This is a genomic window from Streptomyces sp. cg35 (genome assembly GCF_050410835.1).
In the GTDB taxonomy this organism is placed as follows: domain Bacteria; phylum Actinomycetota; class Actinomycetes; order Streptomycetales; family Streptomycetaceae; genus Streptomyces.
This window is the reverse complement of record NZ_CP191268.1, coordinates 4,606,824-4,626,767: the sequence shown is the minus strand read 5'-3', so window position 1 is coordinate 4,626,767 and position 19,944 is coordinate 4,606,824. Positions and strand designations below refer to the sequence as shown.

The window sequence follows — 19,944 nt, the reverse complement described above, 5'->3', positions numbered from 1 at the left end:
CCTCCCGGTGGGCGCTACGGAGCAGTAGGGTTCCGCCGATTCTCACCGCATACCGCGTGGTATGTCACTACTCCCGGGAATGATCGATCACCGAGTGACCCAACCGGACGCCCCACTCAGCTGCGCGCGGGCACCAGTTCGGGGTCCTCGCGGAGCTTGCCGAGCGCCCGCGAGACCGCGCTCTTCACCGTGCCTATGGAGACTCCGAGCACCTGCGCCGTCTGCGCCTCGCTCAGATCCTCGTAGTACCGCAGGACGACCATCGCCCGCTGCCGCGCCGGCAGCTTCATGATGGCGCGCCACATCGCGTCGTGCAGCGCCTGCTGCTCGGCCGGGTCCCCGGCGGGCGGTGTGGCCGGCTCCGGCAGCTCGTCGCAGACGAACTCGTCGACCTTGCGCTTGCGCCACTGCGAGGTCCGCGTGTTCAGCAGGGCCCGGCGCACATAGCCGTCGAGCGCCCGGTGGTCCTCGATCCGGTCCCACGCGACATACGTCTTCGCGAGCGCGGTCTGCAGGAGATCCTCGGCATCGCACGGGTTCGCGGTCAGCGACCGGGCGGTGCGCAACAGCACGGGCTGACGCGCTCGGACGTACGACGCGAACGACGGGTACGCCGAGTGCGCTGCGTGCGCCGGGTGCGTCCCCGCCGGGGTACGCGTCGCCGGCTCCGATGCGCCGGTGCAGACAGACGCCAGGGTTGCGGTCATGGCTCCACGCTATGAGCGACCCCTGCTTCTGCGGATCGGCCGGAGGTCCCGAAGCGGCGTCCGCCTCAGGTTGTACGAGGGGTGCTGTCCCCACCTCCTGAAGGTGGAGGAGCGGGTGAGGATCCCTGAGGGTTCGGCCCTGAGAGTGTGCGGAACCGGCGCTGCGGGTTCGGCCCCGGGCCGCGGGCGGGGCGGGCCCCGCGGGCCCGCGGGGCCCGCTCAGCCGATCCGGGCCACCGGGGCACGCACCAGGTTCCGGTCGATCACCAAGGTACGCCCGCCATGGCGCTCCTTCACGTTCCCCGCGTACTGGTGGATCCTGCGCTGCGGGTGCCAGGCATTCCGCCTGAGCACGGGCTCCCGGTACAGATGGGGCTTGGTGTGCCAGCGCGCGAACCACATCACCGCGGGAAGATCCCGCACCCCCGCCCTTCGCGCCGCCTCCATGTGCCGCACCCCCGATCCGGCGCTGCTGTAGAACCCGGGGACGTACCCGCGTCGCTCCACCTCCCTGTCCCACGCCCGCACGAACGACAGCGTCGTACGGGCGCATCCCCGCTTCCGATAGTTGTAGGCCTCCATGTCGAGATAGAGGGGGCTGTGCCGCTGGATGCCGAGCGCCCCGGCCCGGCGCACCGCGTCCCTCGCCTCCCGCACCCCCTGCCGCCACGGGTGCCGCCCGATCCGCACCCCCCTCTTGTGCCGCGCGCTGACGCAGGGCGCCTGCGATCCCACGTACACCGGCAACACCCGCCATCCCATGCCGGTGACCGCCCTCATCCAGCCGCGGTTCAGCGCGGGCTGGTGCCGGCAGGCCCGGCCTCGGCCCGCGTAATAGACGCCCACCGCGCGGTAGTCGGAGGTCCGCCAGCGCCGCATCGTGTCCCGGGACGGCGCCGAGCAGACGTCGAACGCCCGCCCGTGGAAGGTACGCACCCTGGATCCCCACGGCGCGGAACCCGCGGAGCCCTCCGGTGCGGATCCGTCCGGTACGGAGCCCGCCGATACGGAACCCTCCGATGCGGACCCGTCCGGTGTGGATCTGTCCGCGACAGTCCGGCCCGCCGCGGCCGACGGCAGGTCGGCGGTCCCCGGCACGAGAAGCACAAGCAGTACAAGTCCAATGATCATCTTTGGGCGGTCCATGGATCGAGTGAAGGATCCGCCCTCACGCGCGGGCCGGGGACACGCGCCCGGTTCAGCCGTCCGCCCCCAGAATCAGACCCGATGTGGGGACGCCGGTCCCCGCGGTGACCAACACCGTGGCCGCGCCGGATATCTGGTTCACGGCGGTGCCCCGCAGCTGCCGCACTCCCTCCGCTATGCCGTTCATCCCGTGCAGATACGCCTCCCCGAGCTGTCCGCCATGAGTGTTGAGCGGCAGCCGCTCCTCGGCGACGAACCCGGCCGCCTCGCCGGGCGCGCAGAACCCGAACTCCTCCAACTGCATGAGCACGAAGGGCGAGAAGTGGTCGTACAGGATCCCGACGTCTATGTCGTCGGGCCCGATCCCGGCCGTCCGCCACAACTGCTGTGCCACCAGGCTCATTTCGGGAAGCCCGCTCAGATCGTCCCGGTAGAAGCTGGTCATCTGCTCCTGCGCGCGGCCCGCGCCCTGGGCAGCGGCAGTGATCACCGCGGGCGGATGCCGCAGATCGCGGGCACGCTCGACGCTGGTGACGACGATCGCCTGCCCGCCGTCCGTCTCCTGGCAGCAGTCGAGCAGCCGCAGCGGTTCGACGATCCAGCGCGACGCGGCATGATCGGCGAGGGTGATCGGCTTGCCGTGGAAGTACGCGGCCGGGTTCGTCGCCGCGTACTTGCGGTCCATGACCGCGACATGGCCGAACGCCTCGGGGGTCAGCCCGTACGTGTGCAGATACCGCTGCGCCGCCATCGCCACCCAGGACGCCGGGGTGAGCAGCCCGAACGGGAGGTTCCAGCCGAGCGCCGCGCCCTCCGCCGAGGCTTCCCGGTGCTGCACCCCCGAGCCGAACCGTCGGCCCGACCGCTCGTTGAACGCCCGGTAGCAGACGACCACTTCGGCCACGCCGCTCGCCACCGCGAGGGCCGCCTGCTGCACGGTGCCGCAGGCCGCGCCGCCTCCGTAGTGCACCCGGGAGAAAAAGGAGAGCTCCCCCATTCCCGCGGCCTGCGCCACGGTGATCTCCGGGTTCGTGTCCATGGTGAAGGTGACCATGCCGTCGACGTCGGCGGGGGCCAGGCCCGCGTCGTCGAGCGCCGCGTGCACCGCCTCCACCGCGAGCTTCAGCTCACTGCGCCCGGAGTCCTTGGAGAACTCGGTGGCACCGATACCGACGATCGCCGCCTTGCCGCCGAGCCGGTCCCTGGAATGCACGCTCATGACGGGCTCCCCTTGAGCCGGGGCACGGTGACGGTCACGGTGCCGGTGACATGACTCCCGATACCGTTGCGCCCGACCACCGCCACCTCGGCGGTGTCACCGTCGTCCGCACCGGCGACCTCGGTCACCGTCGCCGTCAACACCATCGTGTCTCCCGGGTAGTTGGGAGCACCCAGACGTATCGCGACCTTCCGCAGCACCGCCGTCGGGCCGAAGTGGTCGGTGATGTAGCGGCCCACCAGCCCATTCGTCGTGAGGATGTTCATGAAAATGTCGGGGGAGCCCTTCTCCCTGGCCAGCTCCGCGTCGTGGTGCACGTCCTGGTAGTCACGGGACGCGATCGCCCCGGCGACGATCAGGGTCCGGGTGATCGGGATCTCCAGCGGCGGCAGCTCCGCACCCGCCTTCAGCAGTACCTCACCCCCGCTCATACGGGTTCTCCTTCCGGTCGCTCGACGACTGCGGCTGTGCGTGCGGCTGCTTCCGTGTCCGCACCTGGGGGCGCGGCTGTGTCCGGGCAGGCGCCCGTCTCCGCCTCCCCTGCTGCGGTGAAGGCGATCAACTCGCCCAACTCATCCAGCACTTCACGGCCTCCGCCGAGATAGCCGTCGAGCTGCCGGCCCCACAGGAAGTGCCGGTGCACCGGATGATCGAGATCGGCGCCCATTCCGCCGTGCAGATGCTGCCCGGTGTGCACGACGCGTCGGCCCCCTTCGGACGCCCACCAGGCCGTGGTCAGCGCATGGCTCCGATACGGGAGCCCCTCGTCGCGCCGCCAGGCCGCTTCATAGGCGGTGACCCGGATGGCGTCGACGTCCATATGCGCTTCGGCCGCGCGGAGTTGCACGCCCTGCTTGGCGGCGAGGGGGCGGCCGAACTGCTCCCGCTGGTTCGTGTACTCCACTGCTCTGGCCAGGGAACCCGCACACACCCCTGCCTGCAGCCCGGCGAACGCGGTCCGTGCCGACGCCCGCACGTCCTCGTACGCCCCCGGACCGCCGATCCGCTCCGCCGGCGCCTCGTCGAGCACGAGTCTGCCGGCGGACCAGGGCGCCGTGAGCTCGACCGGCTCACAGACGACGTCGGACGTCCGCACCATCCACAGGCTGTGGGCAACGTGCACGGCCTCGCCCCGGCGCCCCGCCTCGGCCCGGTCACGCACCGCCACCAGGACGTGCGTCGCCTCCCGCAACCAGGGCACCCACGGCACGACCCCGGTCAGCCGCGCCCGGCCCAGTCCTTCGCCCGCGGCCACCACGATCCCACCGCGCCCCGGAAAGGCCCCGGTCGCCACGGCCGATCCGTCCCGCAGGCCCGGCAACAACCGCTCCCGCTGCTCGGCGCCGCCGTGCGCGCCCACCGCCAGCAGTCCGTAGACACAGCTCGCCGCGAACGGGACCTGGGCCGTCGTCCTGCCCTGCTCCTCCAGCATCAGCACGAGACCGAGCAGCCCGGTCTCCTCCACGGCGCCGGTCAGTCCGGCATCGGCCAGCGCCTTCCACAGCTCGCTGTCCGTGCCGGCGCCGAGGCCCGCCAGCCGCTCCGGCGTGGAGAGGTCACCGAAGATCCGCGCGGCCAGTTCCCGGGCCGCTTCCTGCTCCGGAGTGGGGGTGAAGTCCATGTCACGCCTCACCGCCCTCAAGAGCCCGGAACACCGGCAGCTCCAACTCCTCGTCCACGCGCAGGAACTCGACCCGGACCGGCATCCCGATGCGCACCTTGTCGTAGGGCACCCCGATCACATTGCTGACGATGCGCACCCCTTCCGCCAGCTCGATCAGTCCCACCGCGTACGGCGGATCGAAGGCCGGGAAGGGCGGGTGGTGCATGACGACGTAACTGAAGACGGTGCCCTCGCCGCTCGCCTGGACCGTGTCCCACTCCTGCCCGCCGCACGCGTTGCAGCCCGGCAGCCAGGGGAAGCGCAGCGTCTCGCAGCCGCGGCACCGCTGGATGAGCAGCCGGTGGTCGCTGACGCCTTCCCAGAAACCCGCGTTGTCCCTGTTCACGACGGGGCGCGGGCGCTGCCCCTTCGACGCACCCGATGACTTCGGGACCTTGGCGGCGCCCGAACTGCGCTGTGCGGGGGCGTACTTCAGGATCCGGAACCGGTGCGTGCCCGCGAGCTCTCCGCCCGCCCGTACGTCCATGCGCGTCGTGACGAAGTGGCCCGTCCCCAGCTTCGTCGTCTTCAGCGGCGACACCGACTCGATCACCGCGTCGAAGGTGATCGTGTCCCCCGGTCGCAACGGTCGCAGGTACTCCTGCTCGCAGTCGGTGGCGACGACCGAGGTGTACCCGGCGCCGTCCAGCAGCGCGAGCAGGTCGTCGTAGGCCCCCGCGCGTCCCGCGTACCCGGGCAGGCCCGCCATCGTCCAGGCCTGCAGCATCGTCGGCGGCGCTATGGCGTCCGCGCCCTCGTACGCCGGGTTGGTGTCGCCCATGGCCTCGCACCAGTGCCGGATCATCGGCGCGTTGACCGGGTCCCTGCCCTCGCTCGCCGTGGCCGCGACGAGCCCTTCGAACGCCTTCAACCCCTCGTACGCCAACGCCTCATGGCCTGTCATCGCGCTCACCGCCTCCCCCGCTTCATCCCCAGCCGCATCGAGGCCACGATCTCCCGCTGCACCTCGCTCACCCCGCCGCCGAACGTGTTGATCTGTGCCGCCCGGTTCATCCGCTCCAACTCCCCGTCCCCCACCGCGGGATCACCGCTCCCCGCCGCGAACGCCCCGGGCGATCCCCTCCGCACCCACCCGGTCTCGCCCGCGATCTGCTGACACATTTGGTACACCTCGACCGCCGATTCGGTTCCCGCGAACTTCACGCCGCTGGCATCGCCGGGGGCCAGCCGGCCCGCTCCCACATCGCCCACCAAACGCCAGTTGAGCAGGCGCGTCGCCGCCAGCCGGGCATGTGCCTCGGCCAGCTGGGACCGGACCCACGGAGCGTCAACCCGGCACTCGCCCGTCACTGGATCGGGTGTACGAGCGGCGTCGAGCACCCGGGCGTAGAAGTCCTCGGCCTGCATCCCGATCGCGGCGAGCGCGACCCGCTCGTGATTGAGCTGGTTGGTGATCAGCCCCCAGCCGCCGTTCTCCTCGCCGACCAGGTTCGAGCCGGGGACGCGGATCCCGTCGTAGTACGTGGCCGTCGTGGTCAGGCCGCCGACCGTCTCGATCGGGGTCCACGAGAAGCCGGGCGCGTCGGTGGGCACGAGAACGATCGAGATGCCCTGGTGCTTGGGGGCCTCGGGGTCGGTACGGCAGGCGAGCCAGATCCAGTCGGCGTTCTGCGCGTTCGACGTGAAGACCTTCTGCCCGTCGATCAGCCAGTCGCCGCCGGCGCCGTCCCGCACGGCCCGCGTCCGCAGCGACGCGAGGTCGGTCCCGGCCGACGGCTCGCTGTAGCCGATCGCGAAGACCAGGTCGCCACTGAGGATCCGGGGGAGGAAGTAGGCCTTCTGCTCCTCGGTCCCGTACTTCATCAACGTGGGACCGACCGTGTTCAGCGTGACCATGGAGACCGGCGCGCCCGCGCGATAGGCCTCGTCGAAGAACACGAACTGCTCGTCGGCGCCCCGCCCCTGGCCGCCGCACTCGACGGGCCAGCCGAGCCCCAACAGCCCCTCGGCCCCCATCCGGCGCAGCACCCGGCGCTGCCCGGCGAGGTCGTCGGCCGCGGGCGGCCCCTCCGGCATCAACGTACGGAAGCGTGCGCGCAGGTGAACGCGCAGCTCGCGCTGGCGCTCGGTGGGGGCGAGGTGCACGGCGGCGGCCCTCCCGGACCTCGTACGAACAAGGGTTTCTGACTGTCCGTCAGATGTCGTTGGGTGTCAAGAGATCCGCCGAGCCGCCGATGGACGCGAAAACGCCTGCGCGGCGGTGCCGAGGCACCGCCGCGCAGACTGTCACGCACCCCATGGAAGACCCCTGCCGAACAGGAGCCATGAGGTCACCAGAGCTCGGTGAAGTTCACCGCGATGTTCTCGTTGGACTGGTCGATCGCCGTGAAGGCGGATCCGTTCACCTGAGCGGTGTTGTTCTGGTTCGAGGCGCCACTGCCGACGGCCTGCTGCTGCGTGGTGGACGAGTTGCCGTGGTTGTTGCCGCCCACGCCGCTGCCGCTGATCGTCGACACACCCGCGTTCGATCCGTTGTCCGCGAAGGCACCGTTGTCGGCCATCGCCACCCCGGAGAACAGGGCGGCGGCGAGGGGCAGGGCGGCGACAGCGGCGATGGCGCGGGCAGTACGGATGGAAGCCATGTCTTTTCCTCCAGAAGGAAGTACGCACCGGGGGCTCGGACGGGGGTCCGGCACCCGGGGAAGTACGGGTTGCTCCAAGGCAGTTGGCCGACCGCCTCGGCGATGTTCACGACGTCGCGAGACCAGAGTTGCCCACCGAATCCCCCGCGAACCACCCCGGAAGCGGCTATTCGCTCGCAAGCGTGAGGACATGTCGATAAACATGCTTCACGCCCACAAAACCCCAGCTCAGCACTGAATGCACCACCTTGGGGTGATCACAGCCCAGCGCTCCCACGCGATGAAGCGTTTCGGCACATTTTTGGTAAATAGGGGCCTCGTACGGCCCACACCTCTTCCCCATTTCGAACATTCGTACGAACATGAAGGTATGGCCACCACCGACCGGCACCCCTCGCGCTCCGCCCCGTCCGCGCCCCTGGCGACCCTGGCCCTCGCGCACGCCCTGTCCGCCGCCGCGCGCGGGCTCGCCGTCATCCCGCTCTCCCGCACCAAGCTCCCGGCGCTGCCCTCACCGCATCGCGACGACCCCCCGTCAGCCCCGCGCTGCCATGGCGAATGCGGGCTGCCGGGCCATGGCGTGTACGACGCGACGACCGACCCGCGCCGGGTCCGCGCGCTGTTCGCCGCCGCGCCCAGAGCGACCGGGTACGGGATCGCGTGCGGCCTTCCACCGCACCACCTCATCGGCGTCGACCTGGACACCAAGTCCGGTACGGATTCCTCCGCTTCGCTGCGTGAGCTGGCCTTACGGCATCTGTTCACGATCCCCGACACCGTGGTCGTGGCCACCCCCAGCGGCGGTCGGCACCTGTGGCTGTCCGGCCCGCCGGACGTCGTGGTGCCCAACTCCGCCGGCCGCCTCGCCCCCGGCATCGACATCCGCGGCGCCGGCGGCTACCTGGTGGGCCCCGGCTCCCGCACCGAGCACGGGGTCTACAGCACGGTGCCCGGCACGGCCCATCTCGCGCCCGCACCCTGCCCACCGGCGCTCCTGCGGCTGCTCACGCCCCCGCCCCGCGCGCACCACCCCGAACCCGACACCCGCACCGGCCAACACGGCGCGGGCCTCGTCCAGTTCGTCCTCGGCGCCCACGAGGGGCAGCGCAACACCCGCCTCTTCTGGGCAGCCTGCCGCGCCTACGAGAGCGGCCTCGGCGACACCCTCGCCGACGCCCTGACGACTGCCGCGGTCCGCACGGGCCTGACAGCCCGCGAAGCCCGCTCGACGATCGCCTCGGCGGCACGGCTGACGACGGGACCGTAGGGAATGCCACCGCCTACAGGTGCGCCGCCGCGCATACAGGCGGGCCTGCCCGCCTACAGGTGCGCCTGCCCGCCTACGGAGACGTGAACGGCCCCGACCGGAAGCCCGGTCGGGGCCGTTCACCTACGCGGTGGGTGTGGGATTTGAACCCACGGTGACTCTCGCCACGACGGTTTTCAAGACCGTTCCCTTAGGCCGCTCGGGCAACCCACCCCGCGCCCCGAAAGCCGTGCGGCTGTGATCCGGTGGCGCGGGGACCAGGGTAGCGGGTTCGGCGACGGGGTCCGTCAGCTGTCGCCCTTGCGCTCCCCGAGGGTCACGTCGGTCGTGCGCTCCTTGCCGTCCCGCGTGTAGGTCAGCTTCACCGTGTCGCCCGGCTTGTGCGTCCAGATCTGGCCGATCAGGGTCGGTCCGGAGTCGACCACCGTGTCGTCCAGCTTCGTGATGACGTCGCCGGGCTTCAGGCCCGCCTTGGCCGCCGGACCGTTCGGCGTCACGGCGGCGGAGCCGCTCGCGCCCTGCTCGGTGATCTTCGCGCCGCCCGTGCCCTCCTCCAGGGAGACCGAGGCGCCGATCACCGGGTAGACCGGCTGGCCGGTCTTGATGAGCTGCTGGGCGACCATCTTGGCCTGGTTGATCGGGATGGCGAAGCCGAGGCCGATCGAGCCGGACTGCCCCGAGCCGCCGAGGCCGCCGCTGGAGGCGGACTGGATGGCCGAGTTGATGCCGATCACGTTGCCGTTGCCGTCGAGCAGCGGGCCGCCGGAGTTGCCCGGGTTGATCGACGCGTCGGTCTGCAGGGCGCTCATGTAGGAGGCCTTGCTGCTGCCGGTGCCGTCGCTGGAGGCCACCGGGCGGTCCTTCGCCGAGATGATGCCCGTGGTCACCGTGTTCGACAGGCCGAAGGGGGCGCCGATCGCGATGGTCGAGTCGCCCACGGCGACCTTGTCGGAGTTGCCGAGCACGAGGGGCTTCAGATTGCTCGGCGCGTTCTTCAGCTTGATGACCGCGACGTCGTAGCCCTGCGCGTGGCCGATCACCTCGGCGTCGTACTTCTTGCCGTTCGAGAACGTCGCCGACAGCTTGCCGCCGTCCACGGCCTCCGCCACCACGTGGTTGTTGGTGAGGATGTGGCCTTCCTTGTCGTACACGAAGCCCGTGCCGGTGCCGCCCTCGCCGTTGTTGCCCTCGGCCTCGATGGTGACCGTGCTGGGCAGCGCCTTGGCGGCCACGCCCGCGACGGTGCCCGGGTCGCGCTTGAGGTCGGCGGGGTTGGAGGCGGAGACGGTCGTCGAGCCGGTGCCCCCGTCGTCGTTCCGCTGGGCTGCCCAGTAGCCGACACCGCCGCCGACGACGCCCGCGATCAGGGCGGCCGCGATGACACCGGCGAGCAGCCCACCGCGCCGGCCGCCCGGCTTGGGCTGCGGCTGCTGGTAGGAGGCGCCCCACGACGACCCGCCGCCACCGCCCGCGTACGACGGGATCGCCGGCGGCGGGGGCGGCCAGTCACCGGCGGGCGCGGGGCCGGCCGGTCCGGCGGGCGCCCCGTGGTCGACGGCCACCGCGCCCTGGCCCACCGTGTCGTGGCCTGCGCCTTCGGGGGCCGATGGCGCGGGTCCGGCCGGGGCCTGTGCGGGAGCAGCGGGAGCGTCCACCGGCACGGGAGGTGCGGACGGGGCCGGGGGGACCGCAGTGCCCTCGTTCTCGGTGCTCACAGCTTTCTCTCCTCGATCCACGGCTTGTTGTCGCCGGTCCGGCCTGGGGCAGTGCTCGATCATCCTCAAGCACAGTTCGATCTTTTTCAGTCTCTACAGCGGCGCTTGAACGACCACTGTCACCCATCGTTCCGGCATGGTCCTGTCACGGTCCAGTTGTGCTGTTGTACGCCGTCAGCCTTTCCCATGGGGCGTCAGGGCACCATAAGGCGTTCCTGTGCGTCCGAGGCCATCCTTTATGCCGGGCGAAACGGACGCATCCGCTAGGCCGAACTTTCTCGTCGGCCGGCCCCGCGGTGGCACCATGACGCGGTGACCCACGCACGACAGCAGCGCATCCAGGTCGTCGCCCACCGCGGTGCCTCGGAGGACGCCCCCGAGCACACACTGGCCGCATACAAGAAGGCGATCGAGGACGGTGCCGATGCCCTCGAATGCGATGTGCGGCTCACGGCGGACGGCCATCTCGTCTGCGTGCACGACCGTCGCGTCAACCGTACGTCGAACGGCCGCGGAGCGGTCTCGGCACTGGAACTCGCGGATCTCGCCACCCTCGACTTCGGCTCCTGGAAGGACCGCGAGGAGGGCCCCGACTGGACGGTGGGCTCGGCCGACACCTCCGTACTGACCCTGGAGCGCCTCCTCGAACTCGTCGCCGACGCCGGCCGGCGGGTCGAGCTGGCCATCGAGACCAAGCACCCCACACGGTGGGCGGGTCAGGTGGAGGAGAGGCTCCTGCTTCTCCTCAAGCGGTTTGGCCTGGACGCGCCCCCTCCGGATGAGCCGTCGCCGGTCCGCGTGATGAGTTTTTCGGCCCGTTCCTTGTTGCGCGTCCAGGAGGCGTCGCCGACGCTGCCGACCGTCTATTTGATGCAGTTCGTCTCGCCTCGTCATCGCGAAGGACGCCTTCCTCAGGGCGTGCACATCGCGGGCCTCGGCATCCGTATCCTGCGCAGCCACCCCGGTTACGTCGAGAAGCTCACGCGCGCGGGCCACCAGGTTCACGTCTGGACGGTGAACGAGCCGGAGGACATCGACCTCTGCGTGCGGCTCGGCGCCGACGCGATCATCACCAACCGGCCCGCGGCGGTGCTGCACCGTCTCGGCAGGAGCTAGTTCCGGCCACCTTCACCCCTGGTTGTCACGGGGAGTGCTCCGGCGCGTTCGGTCCGTATTCGATCGTTACGAGTGCGTCACCGGACATGGATTGGCCGGTTTCCGGTCCAGTCCATTGGGGCATTCACTCCGTGGCGTGGGGCAAAGGAGGTCTCGGGGGTGGCGTTGGTGGTGGCACAGGAGGTGCCGGCGTCGTCGAGCATGGCCGTTCCCCATGGCCCTGCGGGCGTGGGCGAGGCACGACACCGGATGCGTGATCAGCTGCGCAGCAGCGGGGTGTCGGACTCGGTCGTCGACGACGCGGTTCTGATCCTTTCCGAGCTGCTCAGCAATGCGTGCCGGCACGGCAGGCCGCTCGGCGACGACATGGCCGGCGACGGGGACGTACGGGCAGCGTGGCGCGTGGACGACCGGGGTTGCCTCACGGTCGAGGTGACGGACGGCGGCGGCCCGACCCGCCCGGTTCCGGCCACCCCTTCCGTGACCGCGCACGGCGGCCGCGGGCTCAACATCATCACGGCGCTGGCCGACGACTGGGGCGTGCGGGACGACGCCCGGGGCGAGGTCACCGTCTGGGTGATCGTGCACAAGGACGTGCACGCGCAGGCGGCGGCGTGCCGCCGCGACGGCTTCGCGACCCGGATCGCCTCTCCACCCGTCGGGGACCTGGCGGGTCTCGACTTCGCGGACGCCTTCGACGACCTGGGCTGAAGGCCGCTCCGCGCAGGGCACTTGGAGCGGATCCCACCCTTGTCAGTACGAGCGGCTAGGCTCGCGCCCGTACGTACGAGTGCCGTATCCGGGAGACATCCAAGATGGCCAAGAAGCGCCCCCAGACCAAGGGCAAGCCGCAAGTCACCAGTGGAGAGATCCCGGTCGTCGGTGCCCGCGAGCCCTGCCCCTGCGGCAGCGGCCGCCGCTACAAGGCCTGTCACGGCCGGGACGCGGCGCACGCGGTGACCGAGCTGGTGCAGCGTCCCTTCGAGGGCCTGCCGGGCGAGGGCGACTGGGTCGCGCTGCGCGAGCTGGTGCCCGCGGCGACGGTCGAGCTGCCCCTGAAGGGCGAGCTGCCCGAGGGCGTCCCCTCGGTCACCCTCGCGACCGTGCTGCCGATGGCGTGGCCCGCGCTGCGCCGCGACGACGGCTCGGTCCTGCTCGGCCTGCAGAACGACACGTCGTCCGGCGACATCAGCCGCGACCTGGCCGACACCCTGCAGCGCGCCCTGACCGCCGAGCCGGGCAGCCCGGTGCAGGCCCGCCGCGCGCCGGCCGACGGCCCGCGCCTGCAGGACCTCCTCGACCCGGACGGCACTTTCGAGCCGGTCGTGCACACGGGCTTCGAGTTCTGGGTGCCGGACTCGGAGAACGCGTCGGGTGAGGTCGCCGCCTCCCTGGAGCGGGCCAACGCCGCGGCCATCCCGACCGTGAAGCTCTCCGGCGTGGACAGCGCCTACTGGTGCGAGACCCCGGAGAAGAATCACCTGCGCTGGGTGATGCCGCACCCGGAGGAGAAGCTCCTCGACGCGCTCGCGCGGCTGCACGCGGCGGGCACGTCCTCGCTCGGCGAGGGCACGCGCCTCGTCGGCTCGTTCCGGGCGCACGGCCTCACCGTTCCGGTGTGGGACCTGCCCAGCCCGGTGAAGGCGGAGGACGTCGAGAAGCCGGCCGCCGAGTTCGCCGAGCGGCTCGCCGCCGCGCTCGCCACGGACGCGCCGCTGACCGCGGACGAGCGTCGCGCGCGGGGCGGCCTCACCAACCGACAGGTGACTCTCAGCTGATCCACAGCATCCACCTGGACTGACCGACCGGTCAGCCGCTCGGACCGCCGGAAGCCTGCTCGGAATGGGTGACTCCGGTCACAACTCCCGGTAGTTGCAGGTAAATCCATGTCCGAATAGAAGAGATCGAATTTGCTAACTGCCGATCTCTTGTTACCGTTCAAGTAGCCCGGTTGCTGGTGCATCCCCCGTCGCCAGCAACCGGGCGCTTTCATGCCTGCGAACGGTCGGCGCGCCTCAACCCCCGTACGCGGGCGCCGAGTTGCTGCCCGACCTCAGCAGCAGCGGCTCATCGGCACCGGCCGCGTACTCCACGACCGCGGCGTAGCGGGCGAGGTCCGCCCGGGTCCGTTCCCGCGGGGTCTCGCACATGCCGGGCTCGTCCTCCGCGGCCACCGCGCAATGGATCTGCACCGTGCGCCCGCCGGGCGCCATCAGGGTCAGCACGGCGGTCAGCTCCGCGCCCGTCGTGTTGCGGTAGTAGGTGCGCGCCCAGGTGTCCTGCCCCTTGCTGAGCACACAGGTCTGCGCCTCGATGCCCTCGGGGGAGGCGAGTTGGGGACCGCAGTGGGCGGCGACCGTCAGGCCCAGTCCGGTCAGGAGGGAGGACCGGGGACGGTCCGGCGCCGCATCGGGCTTCTGGTCCGCGGCGCCGCCCGTCGCACCGTCCTTCGTACGATCCGCCGTGCCGTCGGTCTTGTCGTCGACCTTGTCGGCCGTGCCCTCCGACGCCGATTCCGCCTTCTCGGCGGCCGGTCGCCCGGACCCCTCGCCCACCGGACCGGCGGACGCGCCCGCCAACGGCAGTACGGCGGTGAGCACCACCACGGCGAGAAGTCCGAACAGACGGAGGCGCGAATGGGGTCTCCCCTGCTCGGGCCCGTTCGAGAGCGTGGAGAAGGGTGGCGCGGCAGGCATGCGCCGAACATATCGGCGCACACCCCTGCCGGCCGCTCGCCGCGCGCCCGATTCCGCTACAACTCGGGCGCGCTCACACCCGTACGAGTGAGGGCATCCACGACCGCGTCGACCACGGCCTCCACATCGGGCGTCCAGGGCGCCGCCGAACCGGGCAGCGGCGCACGCTCCCAGCGGACCTGCCCCGCGCCCGTGGTGGACGGAGGCAGCGCGATATAGCCGCCCTCCCCGTGGAAGCGGAGCGAGCCGGGGACGAAGTCCTGCGCATACAGGAGCTCACCCAGCTGCTCCATGGAGTACGGCGCCACGAGGATGAACAGGCGCTCCGGGGTCGCGATGACCGGGCCGAGCCGTACGTCGGCACGCTCGAGTGCGGCGAGCGCACGGGCGCCCGCGACGGCCGGGAGGCTCACGGCGCAGGGTGCGCGCCCCCCGGAGGCTCCGGACGAGGCACCTGTAGCGAGCACGATCGGGGCTCCGGGGCGGTTGGTCCACCACCAGCGGACCATGCGCTCGTCGGTCGTCGCGGTGAGGAGTCCCGGGTCGAAGGGGTGGGCACCGGGCACCGTGCACTCCGGGTCGGGGCAGGCGCAGCGAACGCCGTCGCGGCGTCCCGCCGCCGCGAGCCCTATGCCCGGCAGGACCGGCCACTGCCACGCTGTCGCGAACGTGAGGGCCGCGCTGATCAGGTCAGACTTCCCGCTGTCACGCCTGGACAGGAGCCTGCGTCGCCTTCCGAGGATCTCGCGCATGAGCGCTCGTTCCTTTCCGTTGAACGCCGAGGGCCACATCACACCATGTGTCGATCAGTCACTGTGCGTACGTGCTGGAGCACCTGACCTCAGCCTGGATCGTCGGCCTGAGGCAGCGGTGACCCCTATAGTCCGAGCGCCTGCTGTGTCCTTTAAAAGCCTGGCGTGGGGTGGCGGTGCCTGGCGTTTGCCGTCCCGCGTATTTCTCGCCGCCTCCCCCACGGGAGGATGGGGCACGGTCGTCGATGGTTATGACGCCCGGGTCCGTCACCAGGTTCCGGGTGGATCCCAACTACCCCTGGTCTTCTCCGAGTACGTACCCACCGCGGCCGCTATGACGCTCCGTCGAACAATGCCAGTCGACCTCAATATGCTGTTCCCTGAGTCGCTTTTTGGCCAACTTGGAACGATCACGATCGGTACGTGATCACGAGGGAGAACAGAGATCGCATTACCGCAGAAGCCACTTGAGCACCATGGACACCAGGAATCCCAGCAGGACAATGCTGGACATCCCCTCTCCAGTGCGTGTAGATGTGGAGACATTGCTAGCGGCGCAGAGCTAATAAGGCTGACATGGGGGTTTGCGATGCTATTGAGCAATATGCACCAGCCGGAAAGCCGGAAGCCATGACAGCCCCACGCCTGCCGAAAGTGGCTGGAATCGATTCCCCTCCTGGACAGGTTCCCTCTCCCGCCCACACCGTCGCGCCCGCGCCTGCGGCCCCACCGGTCGCTCCCGCACCGGCCGCCCCCGGAGCCGTGATCCAGGACAGACTCGCCGGCTGGGTCTCCGACCTCACGACCCTGCACGAACTCACGGAACGGCTGGCCCGCACGGCAGCACTCGACGAGGCACTGCACGAACTCCTGCGCGCCGGAGCCGCCCTGGTGGGCGCCCGGCGCGGTCTTGTCGTGCTGGAACCGGCCGACGGGCTCGGCCCCGACACCACCGTCGGCCTCGGCCTGTCCCGGCCCGACCTCGGCCACATCGAGACGGTGCCCCGCGGCGCGACGTCGTACGGGCGGATCCTCGACGGATTCAGCACCGAGGACGAGGCGCGCGCCGACCTGCTCTCCGAGGACGGCCTCGACCCGCGCCACCGCGAGGTCGCCGCGCGCCTCGGCTACGCGGCGAGTTACGCCCTGCCGCTCGCCACCGACGACGCGGGCCGGCTCGGCGCCGCCGTCTGGCTCTACGACGAGCCCGCCGAGCCCGTCGAGCGCCAGCGCCACCTCATCGGCCTGTACGCCCGGCACGCCTCCGAGCACCTGGCCCGCCTGCTCGAACTGGAGCGCACGCGCGCGTGGTCGCGCACGATGACCGACGAACTGCTGCCCGCACGGCTGCCGCGCGTCTCCGGTGTGCAGCTCGCCGTCCGCCACCGCACCGGGCCGCGCGGCGGCGGCGACTGGTACGACGCGCTGCCGCTGCCCGAAGCGGCGCTCGGCCTCGCGGTCGGCTCGGTCACCGGATCCGGCGCGAGCGCCGTCGCCGCGATGGGCCGGCTGCGCGCCTCCCTGCGGGCGTACGCGGTGATGGAGGGCGAGGACCCCGTCGCGGTCCTGTCCGACCTGGAGCTGCTCCTGCGGCTGACCGAGCCGGCCCGCAGCGCGACCGCCCTGTTCGCGTACTGCGAGCCCGGCCCGCGCAAGATCGTCCTCGCGGGCGCCGGGCACTGCCCGCCCCTGGTGATCGGGGAGCGGCGCACGGAGTTCGCGGAGACGACCCTGTCCGCGCCGCTCGGCATGCTCGCCTGCTGGGAGGCGCCGAGCGTGGAGATCTCGCCGGACCCGGGCGAGACGGTGCTGCTGTACACGGACGGCCTGCTGCGTCGCACCGGCGATCCCATGGACCGCGCCTTCGCCCGGCTGCACGCGGCCGCGGCGAGCGTCCCCAGGGCGATCCGCGACGACCCCGGCGCGATCGCCGACCACGTGCTGCGCGCGGTGCTCCCGGACGGACTCGACGCGGTGGACAGCGACGAGGACGTGGTGCTGCTCGCGGCCCGCTTCGAGTGACCCCGCGAACGCTGCTGGTAACAGGCCCTCCGCCCCTGGACCCCCTTCCGTACGCTCGTACGATGGAGGGGGTCCACTGCCATTTCAGGCCATACCCAGGTCATACCCGGGCCTTTCACCAGGCCCGCGTCGAGGAGGAACCGTGTCGGAGGAGCTCACCCCGGAGATCCCGGAAGCCCCTGAGGGCGACGAGCCCATCAAGCAGCGCAAGAACGGCCTCTACCCGGGCGTGTCCGACGAGCTCGCCGAGAACATGAAGGCCGGCTGGGCCGACACCGAGCTCCACGACCTGCAGCCGATCGCCCAGGCCGCCGAGACGGCCGCGCGCCGCAAGGCCCTGTCCGCCCGCTTCCCGGGCGAGCGCCTCGTCGTCCCCGCGGGCAACCTGAAGACCCGCTCGAACGACACGGAGTACGCCTTCCGCGCCTCCGTCGAGTACGCGTACCTCACCGGCAACCAGACCGAGGACGGCGTCCTCGTGCTGGAGCCGACGGCCGGCGGGCACAAGGAGACGATCTACCTCCTGCCGCGCTCGAACCGGGAGAACGGCGAGTTCTGGCTGGGCGGCGACGGCGAGCTGTGGGTGGGCCGCAGGCACTCCCTGGCCGAGGCCGAGAAGCTCCACGGCATCCCCGCCTCCGACGTGCGCGAGCTCGCCGAGGCGCTGCGCGAGGCCACCGGCCCGGTGCGCGTCGTGCGCGGCTACGACGCCGGCATCGAGGCCGCGCTGACCGACAAGGTCACCGCCGAGCGTGACGAGGAGCTGCGGGTCTTCCTCTCCGAGGCGCGGATCGTGAAGGACGCGTTCGAGATCGGCGAGCTGCAGAAGGCCGTCGACTCGACGGTGCGCGGCTTCGAGGACGTCGTGAAGGTCCTGGACAAGGCCGAGGCGACCAGCGAGCGCTACATCGAGGGCACGTTCTTCCTGCGCGCCCGCGTCGAGGGCAACGACATCGGCTACGGCTCCATCTGCGCCGCCGGCCCGCACGCCTGCACCCTGCACTGGGTCCGCAACGACGGCCCGGTCCGCTCCGGCGACCTGCTGCTGCTCGACGCCGGTGTCGAGACGCACACGTACTACACCGCCGACGTCACGCGCACGCTGCCGATCAACGGCACGTACAGCGACATCCAGCGGAAGATCTACGACGCCGTGTACGAGGCCCAGGAGGCCGGTATCGCGGCCGTGCAGCCGGGCGGCAAGTACCGCGACTTCCACGACGCCTCGCAGCGTGTGCTCGCCGAGAAGCTCGTCGAGTGGGGTCTGGTCGAGGGTCCGGTCGAGCGCGTCCTGGAGCTGGGGCTGCAGCGCCGCTGGACCCTGCACGGCACCGGCCACATGCTCGGCATGGACGTCCACGACTGCGCCGTCGCGCGGACCGAGACGTACGTGGACGGCACGCTGGAGCCCGGCATGGTGCTCACCGTCGAGCCGGGTCTGTACTTCCAGGCCGACGACCTGACCGTGCCCGAGGAGTACCGCGGTATCGGCGTCCGCATCGAGGACGACATCCTCGTCACCGAGGACGGCAACCGGAACATGTCGGCCGGGCTGCCGCGCAAGGCCGACGAGGTCGAGGCCTGGATGGCCCGTTTGAAGGGCTGATCCTCGGCAAACAGAAGCAGGTGTGGCCGGGGGCCGTGCACGACCGCGTCGTGCACGGCCCCCGGCGCGTGGATCGCCCCCACAGGAGACATGTATGACGTCAGTCGAGCTGAGCGGCGTACCGGAGACGCTGCTGTGGAACCTCTACCACCGTGCCTTCGAGGCGCGGCAGCCCGATCCGGTCCTCGAGGACCCGAAGGCCGTCGAGCTCGTCGAGCGCGTCGACTACCCCTTCGAGGAGACGTTCGGCGCGCCCAGCCCGCTGCTCGCGCAGGGGCAGGCGCTGCGCGTACGCACCTTCGACGACGCCGTACGGGACTTCCTGGCCGACCATCCGGACGGCACGGTCGTCACGCTCGCCGAGGGCCTGGAGACGCAGTTCTGGCGCGTGGACAACGGGCGGGCGCGGTGGCTGTGCGTGGAGCTGCCGGAGACCGCCGGGGTGCGGCGCGCGCTGCTGCCGGGCGGGGAGCGGCAGCGCATCCTCGCCCGGTCGGCCCTCGACCTGTCCTGGCGCGACGAGGTCGACCCCTCGCGCGGGGTGCTGATCACGGCACAGGGCCTGCTGATGTATCTGCGGCCGCCGGAGGTCCGGCAGCTGATCGCGGGCTGCGCCGAGCGGTTCGGCGGCGGGGCGCTGGTGTTCGACGCGGTGCCGCGCTGGTTCAGCGAGCGCACGATGCGCGGGGAGATGCGTACGAAGCAGGGGTACGAGACTCCGCCGATGCCCTGGGGCCTGAACGCGGGGGAGCTGGACAGGGTACGCACGGCGCATCCGGCGATCCGCGAGGTCCGGGAACTGCCGCTGCCGCGCGGCCGGGGCGCCTACTACAGGACGCTCGCACCCCTGCTGGGGAAGGTGCCGGCGCTGCGGAACCTGCGGCCCACCATGACGGCCGTCGTGCGTTTCGCCGACGCTTCTTGAGGGCGCCGGATCACACCGCCATCAGCGGGGTGTCCTTCTTCCACTTGAGGATCTTGTCGAAGCTGACCACGGCACCGCCCCTGCCGGGCTTGTTGGCGACATGTACGTGGTCGGCGAGTTCGTGGATGAGACAGAGTCCGCGGCCGTTCTCGGCCTCGTCGGGTGCCGGTCGGAGCGCCGCGCGGCTTCTGGAAGGGAAGCCCGGGCCGGAATCGGCGACTTCAATGCGGCACTTCTCGCCGTCCAGGTAAGCGGTGACCCTGTATGCGCCCGAAGACTCGCTGGCGATCGTGTTCCCGCCGTGCTCGACGGCGTTCGCACACGCCTCGCTGAGAGCGACCGCCAGGTCGTAGGAGATGTCGGGGTCGACACCAGCGGTCTCCATGGTGCCCATGAGGAGACGCCGGGCGAGCGGAACGCTCGCAGCATCGCGCCGCAGATGGAGGGACCACCAGATGCTCATGTTCCAGCCTCCAGGCCGCGGCTCGACATACCGATACGTATTGC

19 protein-coding genes and 1 tRNA gene are annotated in these 19,944 nt (G+C 71.1%); 7 read left to right on the top strand and 13 right to left on the bottom strand.

What is annotated here, in order from left to right; genetic code table 11:
• Positions 1-116: 116 nt before the first annotated feature.
• From ACQUQD_RS20970 to ACQUQD_RS20935, 8 genes are all read right to left on the bottom strand, one after another.
• Positions 117-707, bottom strand: coding sequence for a SigE family RNA polymerase sigma factor (locus ACQUQD_RS20970; RefSeq protein ID WP_428953662.1), 591 nt, complete (start codon positions 705-707; stop codon positions 117-119).
• Between the two features lie 219 nt (positions 708-926).
• Positions 927-1,853, bottom strand: a complete 927-nt coding sequence (locus tag ACQUQD_RS20965) for a DUF1906 domain-containing protein (RefSeq protein WP_428953661.1) — start codon at positions 1,851-1,853, stop codon at positions 927-929.
• A 52-nt stretch (positions 1,854-1,905) separates the two neighbouring features.
• Complete coding sequence (locus tag ACQUQD_RS20960; RefSeq protein ID WP_428953660.1) at positions 1,906-3,072, bottom strand: lipid-transfer protein; 1,167 nt, start codon at positions 3,070-3,072, stop codon at positions 1,906-1,908.
• Positions 3,069-3,482 (bottom strand): MaoC family dehydratase, encoded by a 414-nt coding sequence (locus ACQUQD_RS20955; RefSeq protein WP_428957615.1) that lies wholly within the window; start codon positions 3,480-3,482, stop codon positions 3,069-3,071. Before ACQUQD_RS20955 ends, ACQUQD_RS20960 begins: the two co-directional genes overlap by 4 nt.
• A gap of 17 nt (positions 3,483-3,499) precedes the next feature.
• Complete coding sequence (locus tag ACQUQD_RS20950) at positions 3,500-4,693, bottom strand: acyl-CoA dehydrogenase family protein (protein ID WP_428953659.1); 1,194 nt, start codon at positions 4,691-4,693, stop codon at positions 3,500-3,502.
• A gap of 1 nt (position 4,694) precedes the next feature.
• Positions 4,695-5,639, bottom strand: coding sequence for a bifunctional MaoC family dehydratase N-terminal/OB-fold nucleic acid binding domain-containing protein (locus ACQUQD_RS20945; protein WP_428953658.1), 945 nt, complete (start codon positions 5,637-5,639; stop codon positions 4,695-4,697).
• Between the two features lie 5 nt (positions 5,640-5,644).
• A complete protein-coding gene (locus tag ACQUQD_RS20940; protein WP_428953657.1) occupies positions 5,645-6,841 on the bottom strand; it encodes an acyl-CoA dehydrogenase family protein in 1,197 nt (398 codons plus the stop codon).
• A 185-nt stretch (positions 6,842-7,026) separates the two neighbouring features.
• A complete protein-coding gene (locus ACQUQD_RS20935; protein WP_428953656.1) occupies positions 7,027-7,338 on the bottom strand; it encodes a hypothetical protein in 312 nt (103 codons plus the stop codon).
• A gap of 370 nt (positions 7,339-7,708) precedes the next feature.
• Between ACQUQD_RS20935 and ACQUQD_RS20930 the strand changes: the two genes are divergently transcribed.
• Positions 7,709-8,605 carry a bifunctional DNA primase/polymerase gene (locus tag ACQUQD_RS20930; RefSeq protein ID WP_428953655.1) on the top strand — a complete coding sequence of 299 codons (897 nt, stop codon included), beginning with the start codon at positions 7,709-7,711 and terminating at the stop codon, positions 8,603-8,605.
• A 128-nt stretch (positions 8,606-8,733) separates the two neighbouring features.
• Here the strand turns inward: ACQUQD_RS20930 and ACQUQD_RS20925 are convergent.
• A tRNA-Ser gene (locus ACQUQD_RS20925) sits at positions 8,734-8,818 on the bottom strand.
• Positions 8,819-8,892: 74 nt separating this feature from the next.
• Complete coding sequence (locus ACQUQD_RS20920; protein WP_428953654.1) at positions 8,893-10,320, bottom strand: S1C family serine protease; 1,428 nt, start codon at positions 10,318-10,320, stop codon at positions 8,893-8,895.
• 312 nt (positions 10,321-10,632) lie between these two features.
• Between ACQUQD_RS20920 and ACQUQD_RS20915 the strand changes: the two genes are divergently transcribed.
• From ACQUQD_RS20915 to ACQUQD_RS20905, 3 genes are all read left to right on the top strand, one after another.
• Positions 10,633-11,436, top strand: coding sequence for a glycerophosphodiester phosphodiesterase (locus ACQUQD_RS20915; RefSeq protein WP_428953653.1), 804 nt, complete (start codon positions 10,633-10,635; stop codon positions 11,434-11,436).
• 72 nt (positions 11,437-11,508) lie between these two features.
• Complete coding sequence (locus tag ACQUQD_RS20910; protein ID WP_428953652.1) at positions 11,509-12,147, top strand: ATP-binding protein; 639 nt, start codon at positions 11,509-11,511, stop codon at positions 12,145-12,147.
• Positions 12,148-12,251: 104 nt separating this feature from the next.
• The gene (locus ACQUQD_RS20905; protein ID WP_428953651.1) at positions 12,252-13,214 is read left to right on the top strand and encodes a DUF5926 family protein; all 963 of its coding nucleotides are present in this window, start codon (positions 12,252-12,254) and stop codon (positions 13,212-13,214) included.
• 237 nt (positions 13,215-13,451) lie between these two features.
• On the opposite strand, the gene ACQUQD_RS20900 is transcribed toward ACQUQD_RS20905, so the two are convergent.
• Positions 13,452-14,132 carry a hypothetical protein gene (locus tag ACQUQD_RS20900; protein ID WP_428953650.1) on the bottom strand — a complete coding sequence of 227 codons (681 nt, stop codon included), beginning with the start codon at positions 14,130-14,132 and terminating at the stop codon, positions 13,452-13,454.
• A gap of 56 nt (positions 14,133-14,188) precedes the next feature.
• The gene (locus ACQUQD_RS20895) at positions 14,189-14,884 is read right to left on the bottom strand and encodes a bifunctional DNA primase/polymerase (protein ID WP_428953649.1); all 696 of its coding nucleotides are present in this window, start codon (positions 14,882-14,884) and stop codon (positions 14,189-14,191) included.
• 630 nt (positions 14,885-15,514) lie between these two features.
• Here ACQUQD_RS20895 and ACQUQD_RS20890 point away from each other — a divergent pair.
• From ACQUQD_RS20890 to ACQUQD_RS20880, 3 genes are all read left to right on the top strand, one after another.
• Positions 15,515-16,906 carry a PP2C family protein-serine/threonine phosphatase gene (locus tag ACQUQD_RS20890; protein ID WP_428953648.1) on the top strand — a complete coding sequence of 464 codons (1,392 nt, stop codon included), beginning with the start codon at positions 15,515-15,517 and terminating at the stop codon, positions 16,904-16,906.
• A gap of 142 nt (positions 16,907-17,048) precedes the next feature.
• Positions 17,049-18,512, top strand: coding sequence for an aminopeptidase P family protein (locus ACQUQD_RS20885; RefSeq protein WP_428953647.1), 1,464 nt, complete (start codon positions 17,049-17,051; stop codon positions 18,510-18,512).
• Positions 18,513-18,606: 94 nt separating this feature from the next.
• Complete coding sequence (locus ACQUQD_RS20880) at positions 18,607-19,437, top strand: class I SAM-dependent methyltransferase (protein ID WP_428953646.1); 831 nt, start codon at positions 18,607-18,609, stop codon at positions 19,435-19,437.
• Between the two features lie 10 nt (positions 19,438-19,447).
• Here ACQUQD_RS20880 and ACQUQD_RS20875 read toward each other — a convergent pair whose 3' ends face one another.
• Positions 19,448-19,900 (bottom strand): ATP-binding protein, encoded by a 453-nt coding sequence (locus ACQUQD_RS20875; RefSeq protein WP_428953645.1) that lies wholly within the window; start codon positions 19,898-19,900, stop codon positions 19,448-19,450.
• Between the last annotated feature and the right edge of the window lie 44 nt (positions 19,901-19,944).

Excerpts from the sequence above, each read along its gene's own strand:
- ACQUQD_RS20935 (WP_428953656.1), bottom strand. The coding sequence starts at position 7,338 with ATGGCTTCCATCCGTACTGCCCGCGCCATCGCCGCTGTCGCCGCCCTG.
- ACQUQD_RS20945 (WP_428953658.1), bottom strand. The coding sequence starts at position 5,639 with ATGACAGGCCATGAGGCGTTGGCGTACGAGGGGTTGAAGGCGTTCGAA.
- ACQUQD_RS20880 (WP_428953646.1), top strand. The coding sequence starts at position 18,607 with ATGACGTCAGTCGAGCTGAGCGGCGTACCGGAGACGCTGCTGTGGAAC.
- ACQUQD_RS20890 (WP_428953648.1), top strand. The coding sequence starts at position 15,515 with ATGACAGCCCCACGCCTGCCGAAAGTGGCTGGAATCGATTCCCCTCCT.
- ACQUQD_RS20875 (WP_428953645.1), bottom strand. The coding sequence starts at position 19,900 with ATGAGCATCTGGTGGTCCCTCCATCTGCGGCGCGATGCTGCGAGCGTT.
- ACQUQD_RS20900 (WP_428953650.1), bottom strand. The coding sequence starts at position 14,132 with ATGCCTGCCGCGCCACCCTTCTCCACGCTCTCGAACGGGCCCGAGCAG.
- ACQUQD_RS20950 (WP_428953659.1), bottom strand. The coding sequence starts at position 4,693 with ATGGACTTCACCCCCACTCCGGAGCAGGAAGCGGCCCGGGAACTGGCC.
- ACQUQD_RS20905 (WP_428953651.1), top strand. The coding sequence starts at position 12,252 with ATGGCCAAGAAGCGCCCCCAGACCAAGGGCAAGCCGCAAGTCACCAGT.
- ACQUQD_RS20965 (WP_428953661.1), bottom strand. The coding sequence starts at position 1,853 with ATGGACCGCCCAAAGATGATCATTGGACTTGTACTGCTTGTGCTTCTC.
- ACQUQD_RS20960 (WP_428953660.1), bottom strand. The coding sequence starts at position 3,072 with ATGAGCGTGCATTCCAGGGACCGGCTCGGCGGCAAGGCGGCGATCGTC.
- ACQUQD_RS20930 (WP_428953655.1), top strand. The coding sequence starts at position 7,709 with ATGGCCACCACCGACCGGCACCCCTCGCGCTCCGCCCCGTCCGCGCCC.
- ACQUQD_RS20970 (WP_428953662.1), bottom strand. The coding sequence starts at position 707 with ATGACCGCAACCCTGGCGTCTGTCTGCACCGGCGCATCGGAGCCGGCG.
- ACQUQD_RS20895 (WP_428953649.1), bottom strand. The coding sequence starts at position 14,884 with ATGCGCGAGATCCTCGGAAGGCGACGCAGGCTCCTGTCCAGGCGTGAC.